Here is a 15,099-nt window from a genome sequence, read left to right on the forward strand (position 1 = left end):
GAAACCACCGCGCTCGCCACCACGGTCGTCACGACGGAAGCCACCACGGTCACCACCGCGGTCGTCACGACGCTCGAACGGACGGCCACCACGGTCGCCACCCGCCGGACGGTCGTCACGACGCTGGAAACCACCGCGCTCGCCACCACGGTCGTCACGACGGAAGCCACCACGGTCACCACCGCGGTCGTCACGACGCTCGAACGGACGGCCACCACGGTCACCACCGCGGTCGTCACGGCGCTGGTAGTTGCCGCGGTCGTCACGGCGGTCCGGGGCCTGCGCCGGCACTGCTGCGGCTGCCTCGGCGGCCGCGAGCTCAGCCTCGGCGGCCTTCGCCACCTCGGCCACGGCCTCGTCCGGGTCCTCGCCGCGCTCGCGCGCCGCGCGGGCGACCAGGCGGTCGGCCTCCTCGCGGAGCTCGGTCGCACGGCGCTGGACGCGCTCCAGCTCACGGGTGAGCTCCTTGGCCTCGCGCTCCGCCTGCTTGGCGGCGTTGTTCGCGGAGTCGGCCTGGACCTCGGTCAGCGAACGGGCGCCGGTGATCTCGGCGACCTCCGGCTCGAACGCGCCCGCACCGCCGACGATGTGACGCGAGGCGTCGACGCCCGCGTCCTCCATCAGGCGGAAGATCTGGCGGCGCTGGTGCGGCAGGGAGAGCGAGACCACGACACCCGACTTGCCGGCGCGGGCGGTACGGCCCGAGCGGTGCAGGTAGTCCTTGTGGTCACCGGCCGGGTCCACGTTCAGGACCAGGTCGATGCCGTCGACGTGGATGCCGCGAGCGGCGACGTCGGTGGCGACCAGGGCGTTGACGTAGCCCTTCTTGAAGTCCTCGAGGACGCGCGTACGGGCGCCCTGCGTCATGCCGCCGTGCAGCGCGTCGGCCTTGACGCCCGAGTCCTGGAGCTGCTCGGCGATGCGGTCCGCGCCCAGCTGGGTGCGGACGAAGATGATCGTGCGGCCCTTGCGGGCGGCGATCGCGGCCGTGACCGGCGCCTTGTCCTTCGGCTTCACCACGAGGACGTGGTGGGTCATGGTCGAGACGTTGCCCTGCGCGCTGTCGACCTCGTGCGTGACGGGGTTCGTCAGGTAGCGCTTGACCAGCGTGCTGATCTCGTTCTCCATGGTGGCGGAGAAGAGCATGCGCTGGCCGCCGCCGGGGATCTGGTCGAGCAGCTCGGTGACCTCGGGCAGGAAGCCCAGGTCGGACATCTGGTCGGCCTCGTCGAGGACGGCGACCTGGACGTTCTCGAGCGACGCGGCGCCTCGGTTGAGGAGGTCGCGCAGACGGCCCGGGGTGGCGACGAGAACGTCGACGCCGCGCTCCAGCGCGTAGATCTGGTTGCTCATGGACGTACCGCCGCAGACGACCTTCATCTTCAGGCCGAGTACGTCGCCGTACGGCTGAAGCGCGTCCGCGACCTGCATCGCGAGCTCACGGGTCGGCGTCAGGATGATCGCGCGGGGCTTCTTCTTCTCGGTGTGGCCGCCGGCCAGCGTGGCCAGGGTGGGCAGACCGAAGGAGAGCGTCTTGCCGGAGCCGGTACGGCCGCGGCCCAGGATGTCCTTGCCGGCCAGGGCGTCCGGGATGGTCGCGGCCTGGATCGGGAAGGGGGCGGTGACGCCGTTCTGCGCGAGCTTGCGGACGATGCCGTCCGGCAGGCCCAGAGAGGCGAAGGTCACGGACGGCTCTGCGTCCTCGTCGGCCTCGATCGCGTCGGTGCTCTCGGCGAGCTCGGTGATGTCGGCGAGCTCGGCGGTCTCGACGGGGGCCTCGGTGACGACCTCGGCGGCCTCGATGACGTCGGCGGCCTCTACGACCGTCTCGTTCTCGGGCATGGCGGTGCGGTCAGTGCTGGAAATGGACATACGAAATGCGAAACCTCTCGGAGTCTCGGCACGCGCCCAAACTCCGTGAAATCGCAAATCAATCGCAAATTCGACCGCCTCAGTGCGGTCAGTCACGGTAAGGGAGAGTACGCGCCACGGGGCGCTCCAGGTCCTCGTTCTTTACGAGAACTCAACGGCGCCGGGCAATGGGATCAAACGATCTATAACCATACGCACCCTCCCCCCCTTATGGCAAACCGGGGTCGCTAAACCGGCCCCACCTGCGGCGATGCCTCCGGCTCCCGGGCCAGTTCACGCCGGTGCCCCATCGCCGCCGTCTGTGTGTCCGCCGCCGGCGACGCCGAGGGCGGCGGCGGGGTCGGCTCCGTCTCGGAGGGCTCGGGGGGCGGCGGCTCGGTGGCCGGGGGCGGCTCGGGCGGCTCCGGGGGCTGCGTCGGCGCCGGCGTGTCGTGGCTCGGCGCCGGCACACCGGGGCGCGGCGGCTTCGGCCGGGGGCGGCCGCCCCGGGGCGGTGCCTCGCGGCTCTTCGAGGGCGAGGCCGAGACGCCCGGGGACGCGCCGGGGCTCTTCGACGGATCGTCCCGCGCCTTGTCGCCCTTCGCCTTCTTGCCGCCGCCGCGGTCCTCCTGGACCCGCCCGCTCGTCCGGCCGATCCCGGTCCCCGTCTGCGCCTGCCCGCCGTCGCGCTCCGCCGCCGCCGCCTCCCGCCCGGCCGCCGAACGGGAGGGCGCCGGCTTGCCTCCCTCGTCGCTCACGCTCATGCAGCCTGCGGAGGCCGCGACCGCGAGGACGGCGGCGGCGAATCTGGCTGGGGCCAATCGGACAGGCGGGGGCAACTGGCGCACGAGCGGCACCTCCGGGGCACGGCGGGCGGGTTTCCCTGCCCAACTCCCTTTGGCCCACAAGGGACACGCAAGGTTGACGGCGGAGGCGTCCGGACGGCCCCCGGCGAAGGCGCCCGTGGTCTCCGACGACTTTCGGGCCCGCTCCGGAGGCCGGGCCCCGACGGCCCGCCGGCCGCAACCGCCCCCGCGGACCGGCCCTACCCCACCAGGCCCCGCCCGAGCGCGCACCCCAGGAAGACCGCGCCGAGCCCCACCAGGAGCGAACCGCCCGCATTGGCCAGCGCGAGGGCCTGCCGGCCGCGCTCGGCCAGTCGCAGCGTCTCGTAGCTGAAGGTCGAGTAGGTCGAAAGGGCGCCGCACAGCCCGGTCCCCAGCAGCGCGTACGTCCCCGAGGAAACCAGTGCCCCCGTCAGCACCCCCAGCACCAGGCTCGCCCCCGCGTTGACCGCGAACGTCCCCCAGGGGAACACCGAATCGTGCCGCTGCTGCACCGCACGGTCCGTCAGGTAACGAAGCGGCGCCCCGACAGCCGCACCCACCGCCACCAGCAGCCAGGTCACGAGGCGGCCCCGGCGCGGCTCGCGGCGGCCCGCGTCACCGTCACGCCGGCCCACACCGCGCCCAGCGCCCCCGCGAGCGTCCCGGCGGCGTACGCGGCCGCGGTGAGCGCCTCCCCCCGCTCCAGCAGCCGGGCCACGTCGGCGGCGTACGTCGAGAAGGTCGTGAAGCCGCCCAGAACGCCGACCCCGAAGAACGGCCTGGCCAGCGCGTGCCCCCGGCCCCGCTCGCCCACCAGCACCATCAGCACGCCGATCAGCGCGCAGCCCAGCACGTTGACGCCGAGCGTCGTCCACACGCTGCCCGGCCAGAGCACCGCCGCCCCGTACCGGCCCAGCGCGCCCAGCACCCCGCCCGCCGAGACCGCGCCGAGCACCCGCCGCCTGCCGTGCCCGGCGGTCTCGGCGCGCTGGGCGGGCACCCGCAGGTCGACGTCGGGGTCGACGGCGTCACCGGGGCCGATGGCTCCGCTCACCCGTACCCCAGCGCGTGCAGCCTCTCGTCGTCGATCCCGAAGTGGTGCGCCACCTCGTGGACGACGGTGATCTCCGTCTCGGCGACGACGTCCTCCCGGGACTCGCACATCCGCAGGGTCGGCCCCCGGTAGATCGTGATCCGGTCCGGCAGCACCCCGGCGTACCACTCGCCACGGTCCGTCAGCGGCGTTCCCTCGTACAGCCCGAGCAGGTCGGGGCCGTGGTCGGGGTGGTCCGCCGGCGGCTCGTCCTCCACGAACACCGCCACGTTGTCCATCAGTCGCGTCAGTTCCGGCGGGATCCTGTCCAGCGCCTCGGCGACCAGTTCCTCGAACTCCTCACGCGTCATCTCCAGCACCCGGCCATTGTCACGTAATTCCGCGCGTCGGGGTGGGGGTGGGGGCCGTCCGGCATGGGCACCGGCCCGTACGGGCATACGGGACCAATGGCCCGCGCTTCCTTTCGTGCCACGCTGACCCGCCTGCGACACCACTACCGCTCCCGCGACACCGCCCCCACCAGCGCTCTCGTACAGACCCCGCATCCGTACGCGCGGATGCTCGGCCTCGCCGCCGTGGTCCTGTGCGGCGCGTGGCTCGGCCTGCTGATCGTCGGCAGTGTCCGTACTCCGGTCGGTCCGATGGACACGACCATGACGCTCCGCGCGTCCGCCGCCGGCGGCACGAAGATCAACGTCTCGCCGCTGGGAGCCCTCGAACTCGACACCCACACCGCTCCCCTGCGCCTGGACGTGGACGTCGACCAGCTCGACCCGGCCCGCGCCCAGGCCCTCGTGGAACACCCCGAACGCCTCTCCGGCCTCCAGGAGGAGGTCACCCGGGACGTCGCCGACGGCGCCACCGAGCTGGCCGTCCGCTCCTGCGTCGCCGTCGTGTCCGGCGCCACCGCCCTGGGCCTCGCCGTCTACCGGCGCCCGCGCCGCGCCCTCGCGGCGGGCGGCCTGGCGCTGGCCCTGCTGACGGCGTCGGCCGTCAGCGCGTACGCCACCTGGAACCCGAAGTCGGTCCTGGAGCCGAAGTTCTCCGGGCTGCTGTCCTCCGCGCCCTCGGTCGTCGGCAACGCGCGCAGCATCGTGAGCGAGTTCGACGTCTACCAGAAGGAGCTGGCGCGCCTGGTCACCAACGTCACGAAGCTGTACGACGCCACCTCGACGCTGCCCACGTACCAGCCGGACCCGGCGACGATGCGCGTCCTGCACGTCTCGGACATCCATCTCAACCCGGCGTCGTGGCACATCATCGGCTCGCTCGTCGAGCAGTACGACATCGACCTGATCATCGACTCCGGCGACACCATGGACCACGGCAGCGCCGCCGAGAACGGCTTCCTGGACCCGATCCCCGACCTGGGAGCGCCGTACGTCTGGGTCCGGGGCAACCACGACTCGCTCGCCACCCAGAGTTACCTCGAAGGGCTCAAGAACGTCCATGTGCTCGACGAGGGCCGGGCGGTCACCGTGGCGGGAATCCGGGTGGCCGGGACCGGCGACCCGCAGTTCACCCCGGACCGCTCGGTCGAGGCGCAGGGCGACCCGGCCGAACGCATGGCCGGGATACGCCTCGCCTCGGCCCTGCGCGACCAGCGGCGCGCCGGCACGCCGGTCGACATCGCGGTGGCGCACAACCCGGTCGCGGCGCGCGAGACGGACGGCACGGTCCCGCTCGTCCTGGCGGGGCACGTCCACAACCGCCGGACGCAGGTGCTCAAGCACGGCACCCGCCTCAAGATCGAGGGTTCGACGGGCGGCGGCGGCCTGCGCGCGCTCCAGAACGACGAGCCGGAGAAGGTGCGCACGTCGGTGCTCTACCTGGACCGTTCGACCAAGCGGCTGCAGGCGTGGGACGAGGTCACGCTGGGGGGCCTGGGCCTGACGACGGCCGAGGTCAGCCGCCGTCTGCCGGAGGACGGGTGACCCGGACGGCTCGGCGGCGGGCTCCGAAAGAGCCCGCCTCCCGGCCGCTGCCCGCCCCGTGCGCCCCCTCTCCCCGACTCTCCCCGTAAACCGTTTTGGCGAACGGTCCCGCCATCCCATATGCTTCTCACGTCCCCGACGCGCTGCAAAGCGCCCAGGCGGGCTCTAGCCCTCATCGTCTAGTGGCCCAGGACGCCGCCCTTTCAAGGCGGTAGCACGGGTTCGAATCCCGTTGGGGGCACGCACAACCGTGTGCGAGACTTGTTCTCGCACCACGCTTGGTCCTGTGGAGCAGTTTGGAGTGCTCGCCACCCTGTCAAGGTGGAGGCCGCGGGTTCAAATCCCGTCAGGACCGCTGCGGATCGCGAGATCCGAGTGGCTGGGTAGCTCAGTTGGTACGAGCGATCGCCTGAAAAGCGATAGGTCGCCGGTTCGATCCCGGCCCCAGCCACCACTTCGAAGGCCCCCGTCCGATGGACGGGGGCCTTTCGTCATCCCTCCTCGGGCACTCTGCGGCGGCGGGCGCGCACGACCAGTGCCACGCCCACCACCGCCACCACACCGGTCAGCAGCACCGCGTCGGGCACGGACGAGCCGAGGCCGCTCACCCACTCCTCGACGGCGAACGAGTCGTCCACGTCCAGCACGCCGGGCAGCGCCGTCGTCCCGTCGAACACGAGGAAGAGCGCGCCCAGGGCGACGAAGAAGAGCCCCGACAGCAACGACGTGGTGTGCAGCTCGAAGCGCCCCACCGTGAACGCCCGCCCCCGCAGCCACTGCCGCTTCCCCAGCTCGAACCGCTCCCAGAGCAGCGCGAGCAGGAACAGCGGCACGGCCATGCCCAGTGCGTAGACGGCCAGCAGCAGTCCGCCGTACACCGGACTGCCGCTGACGGCCGCGACCGTCAGGACGCTGCCGAGGATGGGGCCCGCGCAGAAGCCCGCGAGGCCGTAGACGGCCCCGAGCGCGTAGACGGAGACCGCCGTCGTGGGCCGGATCCTGCCCGAGAGCGCGGCGATGCGGCGGGACGCGAAGCCCATGCCGAGGATCTGCGCGGCCCCGAGCGCGATGATCAGCCAGCCGCCGGCGAGGACGAGCTGGTCCCGGTGCCCGTAGAAGAGCCGTCCGGCGTACGAGCCGGCAGCGCCCAGCGGCACGAGGGTGGTGGCCAGCCCGGCGTAGAAGATGCCGGTCCTGGCCGTCAGCCGGGACGTCGAATCGATCGAGTAGGCGAAGAAGGCGGGGAGCAGCAGCGCGCTGCAGGGGCTGAGCAGGGCGAGCAGCCCGCCGAGGAAGGCCGCGAGATAGCCGATGTCGGCGCTCACCGGCCGGCCTTCGCGTCCTTCGTGGCCTTCGCCGCCGCCTCGATCGCGTGCGTGAACGTCTCCGCGGGCTGGGCGCCGGCGATCGGCCTGCCGTTGACCAGGAAGGACGGTGTGGAGGTGGCGCCCAGTCCGTACGCCTCCTCCTGGTCCGCCTTGACGGCCTTCGCGGCGGCCTCGCTGCCGGCGTCCCGGGTGAAGCGGGCGATGTCCTTCACTCCGGCCTCCTCGGCCAGCGTCTTGAGCCGCGCCTCGCCGAAGCCCTTCTCCTTGGCGCCCTCGGCGTACGCGGCCGCGTGGAACTGCCAGAAACGATCCTGCCGGCCGGCCGCCCAGGCGGCGCGCGCCGCCGCGTCGGACTCCTTGCCGAAGATCGGGTAGTTGCGCCACTCGATGCGCAGGGTGCCGTCCTCGACGTACTTCTTCACGAGCGCGGGCTCGGTGTCCCGGGCGAACTTCCCGCAGTAACCACACCTGAAGTCGGCGTACTCGATCAGCACGACGGGCGCGTCGGTCCGGCCCTGCGCGAGCGGGTCGTCACGGTCGCGCCGGGCGAGCTTCGCGAGCTCGGGGTAGACCCCGGCCTGCGGATCGGCGGAGACCTCGGCGGCGGACACGTCGCCGGCGTCGCCGGGCCTGGTGGCGGTGTACGAGACGACGCCGAGGAGGACCGCGGCGGCGGCGACGGCCGCGCCGACGGCGATGCCTCGGCCGGCGGACTTCTTGGTTCCGGGGGACTTCTTGGGCGAGGAGGTCACGGGTGTCTCAGGGCTCCTGTACGGAATGCGGGAGGCGGGAGTGAGGGATGCCGGGCGGTCGGCCCGGCCGGCTCGAGCGGCCGTTCGGTCCCGCGCAGCGCGAGCGGGCCCGTACGCCGTTCGGGACGCGCCCGCGGACGGCGGGGGCGGGCCGGGCGTTCCGGGCCGGCGGCGGGTGGGGAACAAAGGGGCGCCGCGGGCGCGGCCTAGACCCGCAGGACCGAGAGGTCTATCGGCGTCGGCGGGGTCGGGGGCGGCGGCCGGTGGCCGGGCGCGAGCCGCGCGACCAGGCCCTCCGCGCCCCAGGAACCGGAGCCGGCCCAGGCCTGGTACAGGCCGGCCGGCAGCTCGTACGCCCCCGCTTGGCGCGGCGGCGCCATGGGCTCGGTCCCGGCGCCCCGGCGGCCGTCACGGCAGCCGGGCGTCTGGCCGTCGCCGGACGGTGAGCCGGCGGCCGGGTGCGCAGCGGGAGTGGCGGCGGGATGGACGGCGGGCCCGGCGACGGGAGCCGTGAATGCGGGCGGTCCGGACGCCCGCGCCGCCGCGACCGGACCCGATTCCGGCCCCGGAGCCGGCACGGCAGCAGCGGATCCCGGCCCATGAGCCGCCACGGCAGCAGCCGATCCGGACCTATGAGCCGCCGTCTGAGCAGACGTCGCAGCGGGAGCCGAGGGCGGCGCCGAAGCCTTGGCGGGGGCGCCGGCCGATACCGGACCGGCGGCGGAATCCGGCCGTCCATCGGGAGCCGCGACCATGCCCCCCGCCTCCGTACACAGCACCAGAAGCACCAGCAGCACCAGGGCCGGCACGGTGCCCAGCAGCCCACTCACGGTCGCCGCACTGCGGCGCCGGCGGCTGACCTGGGGCATCGGCTCGGTATCTCCTGTCCGGGGACGTCCGGTAAAGCGTAAAGGCTCCCCCGCCCCCGCCCGTCGGAAATCGGTTCGCCAGTCGCGACCGGCGGGTGAGATCCTGAATCAGGTATGTCTACTTCCTTCGCCGACCTCCAGACCGTGCTCGGAGGGCTGCCGCTGCGCGACGCCCACCGGCTCGGCCGCCGTCTCGACGGCGCCCGTCGCATCCGCAAGCCCGAGGCCCGCCAGGCCGTGCTGGACGATATCGCCGCCGAGGCGGAGAAGTCCGCCGCCCGCCTGGCGCAGCGTGCTGCCCGGATGCCCGAGATCACGTATCCGGAGTCGTTGCCGGTCAGCCGGCGCAAGGACGACATCGCCGAGGCGATACGCGACCACCAGGTCGTGATCGTCGCGGGCGAGACCGGCTCCGGCAAGACGACGCAGATCCCCAAGATCTGCATGGAGCTCGGCCGTGGCGTGAAGGGCATGATCGGCCACACCCAGCCCCGCCGCATCGCCGCCCGCACCGTCGCCGAACGCATCGCGGACGAGCTGAAGAACCCGCTCGGCGAGGCGGTCGGCTGGAAGGTCCGGTTCACCGACCAGGTCAATCCGGACGCGACCTTCGTCAAGCTCATGACGGACGGCATCCTGCTCGCCGAGATCCAGACGGACCGCGAGCTGCGCGCGTACGACACGATCATCATCGACGAGGCCCACGAGCGGTCGCTCAACATCGACTTCCTGCTCGGCTACCTCGCCCAGCTGCTGCCCAGGCGCCCCGATCTCAAGGTCGTCATCACCTCCGCGACCATCGACCCCGAGCGCTTCTCCCGCCACTTCGGCGACGCGCCCATCGTCGAGGTCAGCGGCCGTACGTACCCGGTCGAGGTCCGCTACCGCCCGCTCCTCGAAGAGGAGGGCGACGACTCCGACCGCGACCAGATCACCGCCATCGCGGACGCGGTCGACGAGCTCCAGGCCGAGGGCCCGGGCGACATCCTCGTCTTCCTCTCCGGCGAGCGGGAGATCCGCGACACCGCCGACGCGCTCAACAAGAGGAACCTCCGCCACACCGAGGTCCTCCCCCTGTACGCCCGTCTGTCGCACGCCGAGCAGCACCGCGTCTTCCAGCGCCACACCGGCCGCCGGATCGTCCTCGCCACCAACGTCGCGGAGACCTCGCTCACCGTTCCCGGCATCAAGTACGTGATCGATCCGGGCACCGCCCGCATCTCCCGCTACAGCCACCGCACCAAGGTCCAGCGTCTGCCGATCGAGCGGATCAGCCAGGCCAGCGCCAACCAGCGCAAGGGCCGTTGCGGCCGTACGTCCGACGGCATCTGCATCCGGCTCTACTCCGAGGACGACTTCCTCACCCGGCCCGAGTTCACCGACGCCGAGATCCTGCGCACGAACCTCGCGTCCGTCATCCTCCAGATGACCGCCGCCGGCCTCGGCGACATCGAGAAGTTCCCCTTCATCGACCCGCCGGACCACCGCAACATCCGGGACGGCGTCCAGCTCCTCCAGGAGCTCGGCGCGCTGAACCCCGGCGAAAAGGATCCGAAGAAGCGGCTCACCGAGCAGGGCCGCAGACTCGCCCAGCTCCCCGTCGATCCCCGCCTGGCCCGCATGGTGCTGGAGGCCGACAAGAACGGCTGCGTACGCGAGGTCATGGTGATCGCCTCCGCGCTCTCCATCCAGGACCCGCGCGAGCGGCCCTCCGAGAAGCAGCAGCAGGCGGACCAGCAGCACGCCCGCTTCAAGGACGAGACGTCCGACTTCCTCGCCTATCTCAATCTCTGGCGGTACGTCCGGGAGCAGCAGAAGGAGCGCGGCTCCTCCAGCTTCCGCCGGATGTGCAAGTCGGAGTATCTGAACTTTCTGCGCATTCGCGAATGGCAGGACATCTACACCCAGCTGCGGTCGGTCGCGAAGCAGATGGGCATACACGTCAACGAGGACGACGCGCCCGAGCTGTCCGTGCACCAGTCCCTGCTGGCCGGACTGCTGTCCCACGTCGGGCTCAAGGACACCGAGAAGAACGAGTACCTCGGGGCCCGCAACGCCAAGTTCGCGATCTTCCCCGGCTCGGCGCTGTTCAAGAAGCAGCCCCGCTTCATCATGTCCGCCGAGCTGGTCGAAACGTCACGCCTGTGGGCGCGGGTCAACGCGAGGATCGAACCGGAGTGGATCGAGCCGCTCGCCCAGCACCTGATCAAGCGCACGTACAGCGAGCCGCACTGGGAGAAGGACCAGGCCGCTGTGATGGCGTACGAGAGAGTGACGCTGTACGGCGTCCCGATCGTCGCCCAGCGCAAGGTCAACTACGGCCGCATCGACCCGGAGACCAGCCGCGATCTTTTCATTCGCAACGCACTGGTCGAGGGCGACTGGCGTACGCACCACAAGTTCTACGCGGACAACCGCAAGCTCCTCACCGAGGTCGAGGAGCTGGAGCACCGGGCCCGCCGCCGCGACATCCTCGTGGACGACGAGACGCTCTTCGACTTCTACGACCGGCGCGTCCCCGAACACGTCGTCTCGGGCGCGCACTTCGACTCGTGGTGGAAGCACAAGAAGCGCGAGGAGCCCGAACTTCTCGACTTCGAGCGTGAGATGCTCATCAACGAGAAGGCCGGGGCGGTCACCAAGGACGACTACCCCGACTCCTGGCGGCAGGGGAAGCTCAAGTTCCGGGTGACGTACCAGTTCGAGCCGGGCGCGGACGCGGACGGCGTGACCGTCCACGTCCCGCTCCAGGTGCTCAACCAGGTCACCTCCGAGGGCTTCGACTGGCAGATCCCGGGCCTGCGCCAGGAGGTCGTCACCGAGCTGATCCGCTCTCTGCCGAAGCCGATCCGCCGGCACTACGTCCCGGCCCCGGACTACGCGCGCAAGTTCCTGGACCGCGCCGTGCCGCTGCAGGAGCCGCTGCCGCTCACGCTCGCGCGCGAGCTGAAGCGGATGGTCGGCGTCCCGGTCGAGGCGGACGACTTCGACCTCGCCCGCGTCCCGGACCACTTGAAGATCACGTTCCGGATCGTCGACGAGCGCCGCCGCAACCTGGCCGAGGACAAGGACCTGGAGGCGCTGCGCCTGAAGCTGCGCCCCAAGGCCCGCCAGGCCCTCTCCCAGGCCGCCGCGGCGACCGCGGGCCCCGCGGGCGAGTCCGTCGAACGTACGGGCCTCACGGAATGGTCCATCGGCACGCTCAGCCGCGTCTTCGAGACGCGCAGGGCCGGGCAGCCGGTCCGGGCGTACCCGGCGCTCGTGGACCAGGGTGAGAGCGTCGCCGTACGGCTCTTCGACACGGAGGCCGAGCAGCAGCAGGCGATGTGGCGGGGCACGCGTCGGCTGATCCTGCTCAACATCCCGGTGAACCCCGCGAAGTTCGCCTCCGACAAGCTCAGCAATCAGGCGAAACTGGCCCTCTCCCGCAATCCGCACGGCTCGATCCAGGCACTCTTCGACGACTGCGCCACTGCCGCCGCCGACAAGCTGATCGCCGATCACGGCGGGCCGGCCTGGGACGAGGAGTCCTTCAGGAAGCTGTACGACAAGGTCCGCGCCGACCTCGTGGACACGACCGTGCGCACGGTGAACCAGGTCCAGCAGATCCTGGCGGCCTGGCAGGCGTGCGAGCGCCGCCTGAAGGCGACGAACAGCCTGGCCCTGGTGAACAACCTCGCCGACGTACGCGACCAGCTGGCGTTCCTCGTGCCGCCCGGGTTCGTGACGAGGACGGGGCTGCGCCGGCTGCCCGATCTGATGCGCTATCTCGTCGCGGTCGACCGCAGGCTCCAGCAGATGCCCACGGCCGTCCAGCGCGACACCACGCGCATGGAGAAGGTCCACGAGATGCAGGACGAGTACGCCTGGCTGCTGGAGCAGCTGCCCAAGGGCAGGCCCGTGCCGCAGGAAGTGCTGGACATCCGCTGGATGATCGAGGAGCTGCGGGTGAGCTACTTCGCGCACGCCCTGGGGACGGCCCAGCCGGTCTCGGACAAGCGGATCGTGAAGGCGATCGACGCGGCGGCGCCGTAACTCCTCCGTCGCCTTGAGTGAGTTCGCCCGCACCCCCTGACCTGCTGTACAGTCTGTCTTCGCAGCGCAACGCGGTACAGCGCGGCAAGCAAGGTCCTGTGGAGCAGTTTGGAGTGCTCGCCACCCTGTCAAGGTGGAGGCCGCGGGTTCAAATCCCGTCAGGACCGCACGATACGACGTGACAAGAAGGCCCGGATCCCGAGGATCCGGGCCTTCTTGCGTCTTGACTGCGTCATCTGCCACCGGTACCCAGGCATCAGGGCAACGGGGGGCCCTCACCGGGGAGGTGACGCATGGCGGCATCAACGGCCAGGCACGAGACGCGCGCACTGCTGCGTGCCCATCTGGCGGCCTCGACGGGCTACCGGCACATCACACGGCACTGTCCCATCTGTCACCGGCTCCTGCGGCTCGCCATGGAGCCGGAACCGGCGCAGCCGGCGAGGACCGGAGAGGACCGCGGGACCGAGCCGGTCGCGGACGCCGAGGAGAGCGCACCGCCGGACGCCTGAACCCCCTATCGCCGGTGGGCCCCGCATGCACAAGAGTTGGGCCGTGTGACGGGTGTCACCCAACCGGTTTTGGGAAGGGGTGGACTTACACCCTCCCTACAACGGGTCAATTTAATATGTGCAATTGCACCCCCTTGAGGGGGCTGACTGGCCGTCCGCGGAAAGCCGGCGGATCGCAGGTCAGAGCGGTCGCCGCACCCGTGTACGGGCACAAAAAAGATCGCGCTGGACCCGGCGGAGTCCAGCGCGATCGACGACGCACCCGTCCTGCATGGATGTGGCGCCTGTTGGGGCAGACGCCTGTCGTGTGGTGCTCAGGTGGGCGTCCGGGTTGGGGGACCCGGAGGAATGCCCGGTAAAGCGGGGTTATGCGGTTGTTCAGGCCTCGCTGCGCTGCTGCGGAATGCCCGCAAGCAGTGCGCGGACCTCAGCCTCGCGGTAACGCCGGTGTCCACCAAGCGTGCGGATGGACGTGAGCTTGCCTGCCTTGGCCCAGCGCGTAACCGTCTTCGGGTCCACGCGGAACATCGTGGCAACCTCAGCCGGGGTCAGCAGCGGCTCGGCGTCAGGGGTGCGAGCGGTCATGAGCGGCCTCCTCGGGAGAACCGAACCATCACGGTTCTTTCCTCTAAATTCTGCACCTTGACCCGCGTTGCCCGAAATGGCGGACGCGGGCCGAGTCGGTTATAGGACGAACGGCTTGTCCTCGGCACTACAACTACACCATCCGTCCAGCCACGTCGGCCAAACCGATGGAATTGCCCTCCCAGGTGTTCATCAGCGACGAAGCCGATGGACCATGCCATAGCGGACAGTCACGTCACAGTGACGATCAGTCACAGAGCGATCAGGAGCCATCAGACCCCCCATAGCGCGCATTACCGAGCCAATCCGCCCTTAGTCGGACGGAAGGAGCCCTCGCCGGACTCCTTGTCCTATTTTGGCATGAGGATAGGCGATGGGCGCAAGAGCCCGCTTAGTGCTGTCCGTCACGCTTGAGGCAAAGGCCCGGATCAGGACCTACGTCCCGGCCGCCGGGAGCAGCCCGTACGCCCTCAGTTCGCGAACTGGCGCTCGCGCACCACCCGCCACCGCTCCGTGAGCCGCCCGTAAGCCTCACCGGCCCCCACGCCGTCCCCGGACCGCAGCGCCGCGATGCCCTCCGCCACGTCCGCCGCGGAGTGGTCCCCGGCCAGGTGCTCCTGCGGCAGGACGTGCGCCAGGCCGCCGTAGTCGAGTTCGACCAGCGACCGCGGGTGGAACTCCTCGAGCCAGCGCCCCACGTCCACCAGGCCCTCGACGAGCGGCCCCCCGGCCTCGGCGTCCAGATGCTCCCGCAGCGCCTTAAGGGCCCGCGCCACGCGCCGCCTCGCCTGGGCCATCGGCGTCCGGTAGCGCAGTACGGAAGCCGTCTCGCCCTCGGCCTTCGCGTACTCCCGCTCCTCGCCCGCGAAGAGCGCGAACCAGCGCACCGGCACGTGCCACGCCGCGCTCCTGATCCACGGACGGGCGTCCGGGTTGCGCTCGAGCCAGCGCTCGTAGTCCGCGGCGGCCTGCCGGCGCACCAGCGGGGGCAGCGCCGCGTCCAGCAGCGGCTCCGGGAAGAGGTCGGGCAGCTCCTCCAGCGCCAGCCACCCGCGCAGCCGCGTCCGCCACGGACAGACGCACACCACTCCGTCCACTTCGGTCACGAACGCGTCGCCGCTCTCGTGCACCGGGACCGGGACGGGCGGAGTGGGCAGCAAGTCCCGGAGGGAGCGCCGCACTTCGTCCTGCGCGGTGGGCAGCCGCCCGCGCTTCGCGTACCGCGTCCAGTGGTCGCGCTCGGGCTCGGGGAAGGCCGCCAGCGGTTCGTACACCCGCAGGTAGGAGGCGTACGGGACGATCACCGAGGACTCCTGGGCCACTCGTGCTCCTCAGTCGGACCGGAAAAAACC

At 71.3% G+C, this 15,099-nt stretch carries 13 protein-coding genes and 4 tRNA genes; 7 read left to right on the forward strand and 10 right to left on the reverse strand.

The window, feature by feature from the left end:
* The 5 genes from AC07FK_RS30080 to AC07FK_RS30100 all read right to left on the reverse strand — a co-directional run.
* On the reverse strand, positions 1 to 1,872 hold a 1,872-nt coding region (locus AC07FK_RS30080; RefSeq protein WP_479108098.1), incomplete at its 3' end, for a DEAD/DEAH box helicase.
* A gap of 227 nt (positions 1,873 to 2,099) precedes the next feature.
* On the reverse strand, positions 2,100 to 2,615 hold the full coding sequence (locus AC07FK_RS30085; RefSeq protein WP_479108184.1) for a hypothetical protein: 516 nt from the start codon (positions 2,613 to 2,615) through the stop codon (positions 2,100 to 2,102).
* A gap of 281 nt (positions 2,616 to 2,896) precedes the next feature.
* Positions 2,897 to 3,259, reverse strand: a complete 363-nt coding sequence (locus AC07FK_RS30090) for a fluoride efflux transporter FluC (RefSeq protein ID WP_479108099.1) — start codon at positions 3,257 to 3,259, stop codon at positions 2,897 to 2,899.
* Positions 3,256 to 3,684, reverse strand: a complete 429-nt coding sequence (locus AC07FK_RS30095; protein ID WP_479108185.1) for a fluoride efflux transporter FluC — start codon at positions 3,682 to 3,684, stop codon at positions 3,256 to 3,258. The genes AC07FK_RS30090 and AC07FK_RS30095 overlap by 4 nt, the downstream gene beginning before the upstream one ends.
* Positions 3,685 to 3,728: 44 nt before the next feature.
* On the reverse strand, positions 3,729 to 4,091 hold the full coding sequence (locus tag AC07FK_RS30100) for a metallopeptidase family protein (protein ID WP_189716198.1): 363 nt from the start codon (positions 4,089 to 4,091) through the stop codon (positions 3,729 to 3,731).
* A gap of 87 nt (positions 4,092 to 4,178) precedes the next feature.
* Between AC07FK_RS30100 and AC07FK_RS30105 the strand changes: the two genes are divergently transcribed.
* The 4 genes from AC07FK_RS30105 to AC07FK_RS30120 all read left to right on the forward strand — a co-directional run bounded on the left by AC07FK_RS30105 (position 4,179) and on the right by AC07FK_RS30120 (position 6,120).
* Complete coding sequence (locus AC07FK_RS30105) at positions 4,179 to 5,666, forward strand: metallophosphoesterase family protein (protein WP_479108100.1); 1,488 nt, start codon at positions 4,179 to 4,181, stop codon at positions 5,664 to 5,666.
* Between the two features lie 168 nt (positions 5,667 to 5,834).
* Positions 5,835 to 5,907: transfer RNA gene (locus AC07FK_RS30110), tRNA-Glu, on the forward strand.
* Positions 5,908 to 5,946: 39 nt separating this feature from the next.
* Positions 5,947 to 6,021 (forward strand) — tRNA-Asp (locus AC07FK_RS30115).
* Between the two features lie 22 nt (positions 6,022 to 6,043).
* A tRNA-Phe gene (locus AC07FK_RS30120) sits at positions 6,044 to 6,120 on the forward strand.
* Between the two features lie 37 nt (positions 6,121 to 6,157).
* Here the strand turns inward: AC07FK_RS30120 and AC07FK_RS30125 are convergent.
* The 3 genes from AC07FK_RS30125 to AC07FK_RS30135 all read right to left on the reverse strand — a co-directional run bounded on the left by AC07FK_RS30125 (position 6,158) and on the right by AC07FK_RS30135 (position 8,324).
* A complete protein-coding gene (locus tag AC07FK_RS30125) occupies positions 6,158 to 6,991 on the reverse strand; it encodes a cytochrome c biogenesis CcdA family protein (protein ID WP_479108101.1) in 834 nt (277 codons plus the stop codon).
* On the reverse strand, positions 6,988 to 7,746 hold the full coding sequence (locus AC07FK_RS30130) for a DsbA family protein (protein ID WP_479108102.1): 759 nt from the start codon (positions 7,744 to 7,746) through the stop codon (positions 6,988 to 6,990). The genes AC07FK_RS30125 and AC07FK_RS30130 overlap by 4 nt, the downstream gene beginning before the upstream one ends.
* A 206-nt stretch (positions 7,747 to 7,952) precedes the next feature.
* Entirely contained in the window at positions 7,953 to 8,324 is a 372-nt protein-coding gene (locus tag AC07FK_RS30135; RefSeq protein WP_479108103.1) for a hypothetical protein, read from the reverse strand.
* Between the two features lie 405 nt (positions 8,325 to 8,729).
* On the opposite strand from AC07FK_RS30135, the gene hrpA reads away from it, so the two are divergent.
* From hrpA to AC07FK_RS30150, 3 genes are all read left to right on the forward strand, one after another.
* The gene (hrpA, locus tag AC07FK_RS30140) at positions 8,730 to 12,650 is read left to right on the forward strand and encodes an ATP-dependent RNA helicase HrpA (RefSeq protein ID WP_479108104.1); all 3,921 of its coding nucleotides are present in this window, start codon (positions 8,730 to 8,732) and stop codon (positions 12,648 to 12,650) included.
* A 92-nt stretch (positions 12,651 to 12,742) separates the two neighbouring features.
* Positions 12,743 to 12,817 (forward strand) — tRNA-Asp (locus tag AC07FK_RS30145).
* Between the two features lie 126 nt (positions 12,818 to 12,943).
* Positions 12,944 to 13,162 carry a DUF6274 family protein gene (locus tag AC07FK_RS30150; RefSeq protein WP_479108105.1) on the forward strand — a complete coding sequence of 73 codons (219 nt, stop codon included), beginning with the start codon at positions 12,944 to 12,946 and terminating at the stop codon, positions 13,160 to 13,162.
* Between the two features lie 378 nt (positions 13,163 to 13,540).
* On the opposite strand, the gene bldC is transcribed toward AC07FK_RS30150, so the two are convergent.
* Both bldC and AC07FK_RS30160 read right to left on the reverse strand, forming a co-directional pair.
* The gene (gene bldC / locus AC07FK_RS30155) at positions 13,541 to 13,747 is read right to left on the reverse strand and encodes a developmental transcriptional regulator BldC (RefSeq protein ID WP_003949541.1); all 207 of its coding nucleotides are present in this window, start codon (positions 13,745 to 13,747) and stop codon (positions 13,541 to 13,543) included.
* 470 nt (positions 13,748 to 14,217) lie between these two features.
* Positions 14,218 to 15,069 carry a DUF8083 family protein gene (locus AC07FK_RS30160; RefSeq protein WP_479108106.1) on the reverse strand — a complete coding sequence of 284 codons (852 nt, stop codon included), beginning with the start codon at positions 15,067 to 15,069 and terminating at the stop codon, positions 14,218 to 14,220.
* Between the last annotated feature and the right edge of the window lie 30 nt (positions 15,070 to 15,099).

It is taken from the genome of Streptomyces sp. NPDC046122, from assembly GCF_056429965.1.

Coding starts and splice junctions, on each gene's coding strand:
- AC07FK_RS30085 (WP_479108184.1), bottom strand. CDS start 2,615: ATGAGCGTGAGCGACGAGGGAGGCAAGCCGGCGCCCTCCCGTTCGGCG.
- AC07FK_RS30105 (WP_479108100.1), top strand. CDS start 4,179: ATGGCCCGCGCTTCCTTTCGTGCCACGCTGACCCGCCTGCGACACCAC.
- hrpA (WP_479108104.1), top strand. CDS start 8,730: ATGTCTACTTCCTTCGCCGACCTCCAGACCGTGCTCGGAGGGCTGCCG.
- AC07FK_RS30150 (WP_479108105.1), top strand. CDS start 12,944: ATGGCGGCATCAACGGCCAGGCACGAGACGCGCGCACTGCTGCGTGCC.
- bldC (WP_003949541.1), bottom strand. CDS start 13,747: ATGACCGCTCGCACCCCTGACGCCGAGCCGCTGCTGACCCCGGCTGAG.